The sequence below is a fragment of the Dokdonella sp. genome (assembly GCF_039926425.1).
In the GTDB taxonomy this organism is placed as follows: domain Bacteria; phylum Pseudomonadota; class Gammaproteobacteria; order Xanthomonadales; family Rhodanobacteraceae; genus Dokdonella_A.
This window is the reverse complement of the sequence record NZ_JBDSWZ010000035.1, coordinates 1-7,357: the sequence shown is the minus strand read 5'-3', so window position 1 is coordinate 7,357 and position 7,357 is coordinate 1. Positions and strand designations below refer to the sequence as shown.

Sequence of the window (7,357 nt, the reverse complement as noted above, 5' to 3'; positions counted from 1 at the left end):
CGGCTTAAAGTCAACGACAACGATGGCAACCCGATCGAGATCGCAGCGGTCGTGGTGTGGCAGGTGGTCGATACGGCTGAAGCAGTGTTCTGTGTCGATGACTACGAGAACTACGTCCAGATCCAGTCCGAATCGGCGCTGCGCCAGATGGCGCAGAGTTATCCGTACGATTCGCACGATACAAAGGAGCCGTCGCTGCGCAGTCATGGCGACGTGGTCAATTCGCACCTGCGCGACGAAATCCAGCAACGCCTCGGCAAAGCCGGGGTGAAGGTGATCGAATCGCGCATCAGCCACTTGGCGTACGCGCAGGAAATCGCCCAGGCGATGCTGCAGCGTCAGCAGGCCGGCGCCATCATTGCAGCGCGCACGCGCATCGTCGAAGGCGCAGTCAGCATGGTCGAAATGGCCCTGACGGAACTCGGCAAGCGCGGCGTGGTGGAACTGGACAACGAGCGGCGCGCGGCGATGGTCAGCAACCTGCTGGTGGTGTTGTGCGGAGAGCGAGGAACGCAGCCGGTGGTGAATACCGGGACGCTGTATGTGTGATCGTGCAGATCACGACGGTCATGGAGCGGCCGTCGATGGCTGCATCGTTTCACGAACAGCGCGCCTGATCGGGTGACGGAGAAAAAAGCCTATCCGCTTCGGATCAGCGCAATCGTGCTCGATGCGATGCAGCGCTGGTCCAACGACGAGTTGCGGTCGTTGAACGCGCAAATCGAATTCGTGTTGCGAGAAGCACTGCGTGAATCCGGTCGCCTCAAGCCAGCTCCGAAAGCGCACCCGCTGAAGGATGATCCCCACTGAACCTTTCAAGGTGCTCAGCGCGGGGTCATGCGTCCGCGCTAGCATGCGCGACTCCCCGCAAGATCCCTGGAACCGCAGCCATGCCCATTCGCTCATTCGCCTTTGCCGTTCTGCTGGTCGCATCCGCGGCGCAAGCCGCGACCAAACCCAAGTCCAAGCCGGCGCCGGCGGTGGAGCAGGCGCCGGTCGAGAACATCGACGTGGACGCGATGGCGCGGGCGAAAGATGCCGACGCAAGCGTGCCAGCCGATCCGTCGGTGGCGATGCCGCCTTCCACACCGGCCGCGGAAGAACCGTCCGCTGTCGAGCAAGCGCCGCCCGCGTTGCCTGCGCAGGCCAGCGAAGCGGCGGTTCCACCGTTGCTCGCGCCCGCGCCGGACGATGCAGAGCGTCGTCTGGGAGCAGCATGCGAGGCACGCGCAAAAAGCCTGCTCGATTCGGCGCAGAAAGGCGATTACGCCACCGCAACACACGACTTCGACGCGAAGATGCGCACCGCATTGCCCGAACCGAAGTTCAAGAAGGCGTGGGAGTCGCTGGCACAATTCGGCGCGCTGACGGCGCGCGGACAATCGCACATTGCCAAAGGACAGGACTATCTGGCGGTCACCGTTCCACTCATTTTCGAAAAGGCGAATCTGTACGCGCAGGTCGCCTGTGGCAGCGACGGTCGGATTGCCGGCTTCTACGTGAAACCACTGGATCTGCCGAAGCAATGACATTGGGCTGGCCCGCGCTTTCGATGGCCAACACGATCCGCACGTGACCCACTCAAGGCCTGAGCCGCCGCCACGATGCACGACGCAACAACGGCGCGCCGTGGTGGCGCGTTCGCGCGCTCTTGGAGTTCCAGCCCACTACGGCCGCTCGCGAGCGTTGACCATTGTGCGCGAACCGGCGTTTCTTGATTTCATCGGCACCGACATCCACGCACGTGAGCAATGGCTCGCGCCCCCCGCTGCGCGCGCCTTCGTGCGCATGCGCGATCAGGCCGCGCAGGATTGCATACCGTTGCAACTCGTGTCGGCATTCCGTTCCGCCCAGTACCAGTTGGGCATCCTCGAACGCAAACTGGCACGCGGCCAGGCGATCGACGACATTCTTCGCGTCAGTGCAGCTCCGGGTTACAGCGAACACCACAGTGGCCGAGCGATCGATCTGACGACGCCGGGTTTCACTGCGCTCGAAGAAGCGTTCGAGCAGTCCGACGCGTTTGCATGGCTGGTGGTCCACGCAGCACGGTACGGCTTTGCACTCTCGTATCCACGTGGAAACCCGCATCGCATCGACTACGAGCCTTGGCACTGGTGCTGGCATCGGCGGTCTGTCGAAGTGGGACGCGCCCGTTGAGGTCGCCGATGGACGTTCCAACGTACGACCGATCGGCACGGACGACGCTGGCGGCCGCGCTGTGCGCGCCCGGCCTACGACGTTTCGTTCGCTGCAGTTTTCCGGCCCGACGTAGCTGATCCTGTCGGCCGGACGCGTTCTGCGCGGCCGGCGCTCTTGCGGTACGGCACGCCGAACACCGGCAAAGCTGAGCGCGGCACAGCTAGGACGGGTTGCCGGTCCGCCTCCACCCATGCACTCCAAGCGCGATCCAGCCGCAAATCAACGCGACTCCCCCAAACGGTGTGATCGCGCCGATCCAGCGAGCAGCTCCAGTTGCCAACGCGTAGAGACTGCCGCAGAAAAGCACGCTGCCAATGGCGAAGCAGGCTGCAGCGATCCATAAACCGCGATCAGTGCGTGCGCGGGCAAGCAGGCCGACCGAGAGCAACGCGAGCGCATGCCAGAACTGATAGTCGACCGCCGTGTGCCAGATCGCCAGTGCGCGATCGTCGAGCGCGCCGCGCAGCGCATGGGTACCGAACGCTCCAAGCACGACGGCAAGTCCTCCCGCGACGGATCCGGCACACAGGGCGAATCGGGGCAGGTTCATACGTATCGGGTCCCATGTGGAGCGTGTCGGCGGTGCAACCGAATGGTTGCATCGCCAGTCACGTGCGGAACGAATCAGGATTTTTTCGGCGCGGCCGGCTTCTTTGCCACAGAAGGGGCGGCAACGGGCTTCGCCGCGTCGAGCGGTTTCAACAGATCCTCCATTGTCTCGTTGAGGCCGGCGTACTTGTACGTTGGCAGCACATACGTCCAGCCATCGAAACGCGAGTTGAGATCGCCGACTTCCTTGTTCACTGCCGCGAGCCGGTTCGCGCGGTCCTTCACCGGATCGCTGACTGCAAGCGGCTTGATCGGCTCATCGACCACCTTTGCGTCCTTCGGAGTCGCGGGCTTCGCGGCCGACGCGTCGAACTCGGCCTTGGCCTTCGCCTGAGCAGCAGCGATGCCCTTGTCCGCCTGCACCGCGTCGAGCGACGCGACGAACTGCGCGCGGTCCTTGCCTTCTTTTTCCCACGCCGTGATGTCGATGACGAGGCCGTCGAACAGTACAAAATGCGCCTTGGTGGACTTGTCGTCGGCGGGCGCGTCCTTCGCGGGAAGGACATCGTCGAACCGTAGCCCGGCGAGCGACGATGCCGGCCCGTTGAGGGTGTAGTCGGCTGCCGGATCGCGCCCTTTGGGAAGGTCCGCCAGCTTGAAATTCGCATCGGTTCCGGCGTCCTTCGACAACACGACGCTCTTGCCGTCGGAATGCATCATCGTCACCGAAGCCACGCGTGTCGCAGCAATGTCGACGAGATCCTTGCTCAACCAGTCGGCCGCGCCCTTCTCCACCGTCAGCGAGCCTGCGACAAGCCAGCTCGCGTCGTCGCCGACGCGGCGGACAAAAGTGCCGCCACCGCGTTCATTGGCAATTCCAACGATCAGCTTCACCGGCTGCGTCAAGCCGTCGAGTTCGACCTGCATTCCCTTCGCGTCCTTCGCCGCGACATCGTCCACTCCGAGCATGGCGTACTTGTCCTTGTTCGACGTCTTTTCCTCGAGCTTCCTTGCGTCGGCAAGCCTGAGCAGAAACCCGCGCAGTTTTCCGGTGTCCACCGCATAGCCATTCTTCTCGACAACCGTCCATCCATTGGCACCGCGGGCGAGGGTCGCGATCGTCTTGCCCTCCGCACCGGTGACGACGACCTTGCTGACGTCGTTGACATGATCGCGCAGCTCCGGAACGAGATAGGTGGATGATTCGCCGGTGTTTTCGCTGCGGGGCGCGTTCGATCGATGGATCGCGAGCGCGGCGACGATTGCGATCAACGCGGCAAGCGCGAGCCCGATGAGGGTCTTGTGGTTCATGCGCGGCCTCCGTTTGCCGTGCGACGGCGCTGACCACGCCACCACGCGAACGCCAGTGCCGCGAACGTCAGCAACAACGGGATCAGCACGATGTTGATCAATTTCAGCTTGGTGCCGAGCGTTTCGATTTCCGCATCCAGCTGACGTCGCACCCCGCGCAGTTCCTTGCGGATCTCCAGCTTGCGCTTGAGGAAATTGTCGAGCTCTGACTTCTGTTCGGGCGACAGGATCTGCGCCTGGTCCTTGGTCTTGCTGCTCTGCAGCTCCGTGAGCTTCCGCTCGGTGTCGGACAATTCCTGCTGCAGCTCCTGTTCCTTCGACCGGAACCGCTCGTCCGCGTTGCGCTTGATCGACTCGACCGTGGTGAACGGCCGCTGCGACGTGGCGCGTCCGCGCACCGAAATCAGGTCGCTCGAGCCAGCCAGATTGTCGAGCGCGTTGACGGCAAAGTCGCCATTGCTGGCGAACGCATTCATCACGCTCTGGCCGAAGAACGGACGAACCTGCACCCACATCCGGTCGCTGAGGAGATCGGTGTCGGCGACCACGACGATCTGCCCGTTCGCGTCCTTCGATTCGGCCAGCCCACCCGCGTCCTTTCGCTCGGGGAACGCCGTGCTGAACTTGCCGGTGACGCGTGCGGCAATCACGAACGGCGAGCCCGCAGGCGTGTAATTGGTCATCAGGATGCTCGGATCCTGCAGCATGCGCAGTCGATCTGCCGGCACGCTTGCCGCATCGGATGACGTCTGGATCAGCGGGATGAGCTTCTCGTCCTTCGCATCCTTGGCCAAGTCGAAGAACCCTGCCGACGCGACGTTGATCGTATCAAGGTTCGCGGTGACGACATCGTCGCCGTTCAGGTCGGACTTGGTCAGCCCGAGAATCGCCGGGTGGCGAACCGGCGCCTGACCCTGGCCGGGGCTGACGGGCAACGCACGCGCCCGGTCGAGCACCACCTTCTTCGGGTCGTACTCGATGCCCCACGCCTTGAAGAGCTTCGGCAAATCGGACGATTTGTCCGCAGCCATCGCCGCCATCGGATTCGACGGATCCGCACCGGCATTGTCGAGTTCGGAAATCGGATCGACGAAGGCGAGCAGATGCCCGCCGTGCAGAACGAACTGGTCGATCGCGTATTGCGCATCGTCGCCGAGATGCTTGGGCTGCACGACCACCAGCACGTCGATGTCCTTGTCGATTGCCTTGAGCGTTGCCGGATCGATCTTGCGCATGTCGAACAACTGCGACCATTGCTGAAAAACGGCCCAGGGCTCGCGCATCTGCTGCGTCGCCGGATCAAGATCGGCCGTCATCGGCAACTCGCTGAGCAGCCCGACCACCGGTTTCTTCGGCGACTCCAGCTCGTGGATCAGCTTGGCGACGTCGTATTCGAGAAACGTTTCCTTGTCGGGCTGCAGGAACGGGATCACCGACTGCCCGTTGGTCGAGTTGGTACCGGCGAGTCCGAAGAACACCTTGTCGCCGGCAGCGGAGACCGGCACCGATTGAAGGCCGAAGCTGGTGGCGCGGTCCTCGTCTTCGGAGAACGGCAGCGGGTCGATCACCTCGAGCCTGATCTTGCCGCCCGAGCGCGACGCCATTTCCTGCAGCATCTCGCGCACACGGGTGAAGTAGGTGCGCAACTGCGGGAGGTCCTGGGTACCCTTGTCGGAATAGAACAGGTACAGGTTGATCGGCTCGTCGATCGACTTGATGATGTTTCTGGTTCCGTCGGACAGCGTGTAGAGATGGTTCTGGGTGAGGTCGACGCGCGCACCGCGGAATGCCACGTTGATCAGCAGCATCACCGCGACGAACAGCACGGCGATCACCAGGAGTGCGGTGCCCGAAAGGGCCTTTCGATTGAGTGTCATCGTCCGATCCCCCCGTTATGCCGCTTTCTTGAGGTCGATGACAACCGCGGTGGCATACAGCCACGCGCCGATCATCAACACGAAATACACCAGGTCGCGCAGGTCGATGACGCCTTTGCTGATCGATGCGAAGTGCGTCAGAAAACTCAGGCCTGCCACCGCATCGACGATGCCTTGCGGCGCAATGGCGCGAAATGCGTCGAGCACAAGCGGGAACCCCGCAAGCAGCAACAGGAAGCAGATCACCACGGTCAGGATGAATGCCACCACCTGGTTGCGCGTCGCTGCGGAAATGCACGAGCCGATCGCAAGGAACGCGCCGGCCATCAGCAGCGAACCGAGGTAACTGGCGAAGATCACACCATTGTCGGGGCTGCCGAGGTAGTTGACGGTGAGCCAGATCGGGAACGTCAGCACCAGCGCGATTGCAATGAATGCCCAGGCCGCGAGGAACTTCCCGAACACGGCCTGCCACATCGTGACAGGCAACGTGAACAGCAGTTCGATGGTGCCGCTTTTCCTCTCTTCGGCCCACAGGCGCATCGACACGGCGGGCACCAGAAACAGGTACAGCCATGGGTGGAAACTGAAGAACGGTTGCAGATCCGCTTGGCCGCGCTCATAGAAATTGCCGAGGTAGAACGTGAACGCGCCAGCGAGCAGCAGGAAGATCACGATGAACACGTACGCGACCGGCGTCGCGAAATAACTGCGCAGTTCGCGCCTGAAAATCGTCGTCACCGGACTCATGTGCGTGCCTCCGTGCCGGCCGAGCCTTGCGTGATCGTGCGGAACACCTCATCGAGACGTCCGGGTTCGAGCGCGAGTTCGCGCACGGCGATTCCCTGCGACTTCAGCGCATCGCCAACGGCGATGAAGATCGAGCGCCCGGGTTTCGGGAACGCGGTGATGCGGTTGTCCTGCGGATCGACCTCGATCGATGCGATGTCGGCGACCCGTGCGAGCGCTTCCTTTGCCTCGTTGACGTTTGGCGCGGTGAGCGACACCGCCTGGTGGTAGCGCGACCGTGCCTCGAGTTCGGCAGGAGTCGCGTCGGCAAGGATACGTCCGCCGGCAATGATGATCGCGCGGCTGCAGACCGCGTGCACTTCTTCCAGCAGATGCGTCGAGATGATGATCGTCTTGTCGCGCGCCATCGAATTGATCAGCGTGCGCACTTCCTGCTTCTGGTTGGGATCGAGGCCATCGGTCGGCTCGTCGAGGATCAGCACTTTCGGATCATGCAGGATCGCGCCAGCGAGACCGACGCGTCGCTTGAATCCCTTCGACAGCGTATCGATCGGCTGCTCGAGCACGCCGTCGAGGTGCAGCCGCTCGATCGCATCGTCCAGCCGCCTGTCGCGCAGGTCACCCTTGAGTCCACGCACGTCGGCGATGAAATCGAGGAATTCGCGAAC

General features: G+C 62.9%; 8 protein-coding genes and 1 pseudogene. 4 read left to right on the top strand and 5 right to left on the bottom strand.

Translation table 11 applies throughout. From position 1 onward, the window contains the following. From ABIV12_RS02115 to ABIV12_RS02100, 4 genes and pseudogenes are all read left to right on the top strand, one after another. The coding region (locus ABIV12_RS02115) for an SPFH domain-containing protein (RefSeq protein WP_348055744.1) at positions 1–549 on the top strand (549 nt) is incomplete at its 5' end. A 72-nt stretch (positions 550–621) separates the two neighbouring features. Then, on the top strand, positions 622–810 hold the full coding sequence (locus ABIV12_RS02110; RefSeq protein ID WP_348055742.1) for an Arc family DNA binding domain-containing protein: 189 nt from the start codon (positions 622–624) through the stop codon (positions 808–810). A gap of 80 nt (positions 811–890) precedes the next feature. Then, the gene (locus tag ABIV12_RS02105; RefSeq protein ID WP_348055740.1) at positions 891–1,529 is read left to right on the top strand and encodes a DUF3887 domain-containing protein; all 639 of its coding nucleotides are present in this window, start codon (positions 891–893) and stop codon (positions 1,527–1,529) included. 223 nt (positions 1,530–1,752) lie between these two features. Next, positions 1,753–2,160: pseudogene (locus tag ABIV12_RS02100) on the top strand (M15 family metallopeptidase); the annotation flags it as partial. 202 nt (positions 2,161–2,362) lie between these two features. Here ABIV12_RS02100 and ABIV12_RS02095 read toward each other — a convergent pair. The 5 genes from ABIV12_RS02095 to ABIV12_RS02075 all read right to left on the bottom strand — a co-directional run. Then, a complete protein-coding gene (locus tag ABIV12_RS02095) occupies positions 2,363–2,752 on the bottom strand; it encodes a DUF423 domain-containing protein (protein ID WP_348055738.1) in 390 nt (129 codons plus the stop codon). 74 nt (positions 2,753–2,826) lie between these two features. Beyond that, positions 2,827–4,062 carry a DUF4340 domain-containing protein gene (locus tag ABIV12_RS02090; RefSeq protein ID WP_348055736.1) on the bottom strand — a complete coding sequence of 412 codons (1,236 nt, stop codon included), beginning with the start codon at positions 4,060–4,062 and terminating at the stop codon, positions 2,827–2,829. Beyond that, positions 4,059–5,939: a Gldg family protein gene (locus ABIV12_RS02085; RefSeq protein ID WP_348055734.1), complete on the bottom strand. Its 1,881-nt coding sequence runs from the start codon at positions 5,937–5,939 to the stop codon at positions 4,059–4,061. Before ABIV12_RS02085 ends, ABIV12_RS02090 begins: the two co-directional genes overlap by 4 nt. A gap of 15 nt (positions 5,940–5,954) precedes the next feature. Next, complete coding sequence (locus ABIV12_RS02080; RefSeq protein ID WP_348055732.1) at positions 5,955–6,689, bottom strand: ABC transporter permease subunit; 735 nt, start codon at positions 6,687–6,689, stop codon at positions 5,955–5,957. Next, a partial coding sequence (locus tag ABIV12_RS02075; RefSeq protein WP_348055727.1) for an ABC transporter ATP-binding protein occupies positions 6,686–7,357 on the bottom strand: 672 nt, incomplete at its 5' end. The genes ABIV12_RS02080 and ABIV12_RS02075, both read right to left, overlap by 4 nt.

Excerpts from the sequence above, each read along its gene's own strand:
- ABIV12_RS02095 (WP_348055738.1), bottom strand. The coding sequence starts at position 2,752 with ATGAACCTGCCCCGATTCGCCCTGTGTGCCGGATCCGTCGCGGGAGGA.
- ABIV12_RS02085 (WP_348055734.1), bottom strand. The coding sequence starts at position 5,939 with ATGACACTCAATCGAAAGGCCCTTTCGGGCACCGCACTCCTGGTGATC.
- ABIV12_RS02080 (WP_348055732.1), bottom strand. The coding sequence starts at position 6,689 with ATGAGTCCGGTGACGACGATTTTCAGGCGCGAACTGCGCAGTTATTTC.
- ABIV12_RS02090 (WP_348055736.1), bottom strand. The coding sequence starts at position 4,062 with ATGAACCACAAGACCCTCATCGGGCTCGCGCTTGCCGCGTTGATCGCA.
- ABIV12_RS02105 (WP_348055740.1), top strand. The coding sequence starts at position 891 with ATGCCCATTCGCTCATTCGCCTTTGCCGTTCTGCTGGTCGCATCCGCG.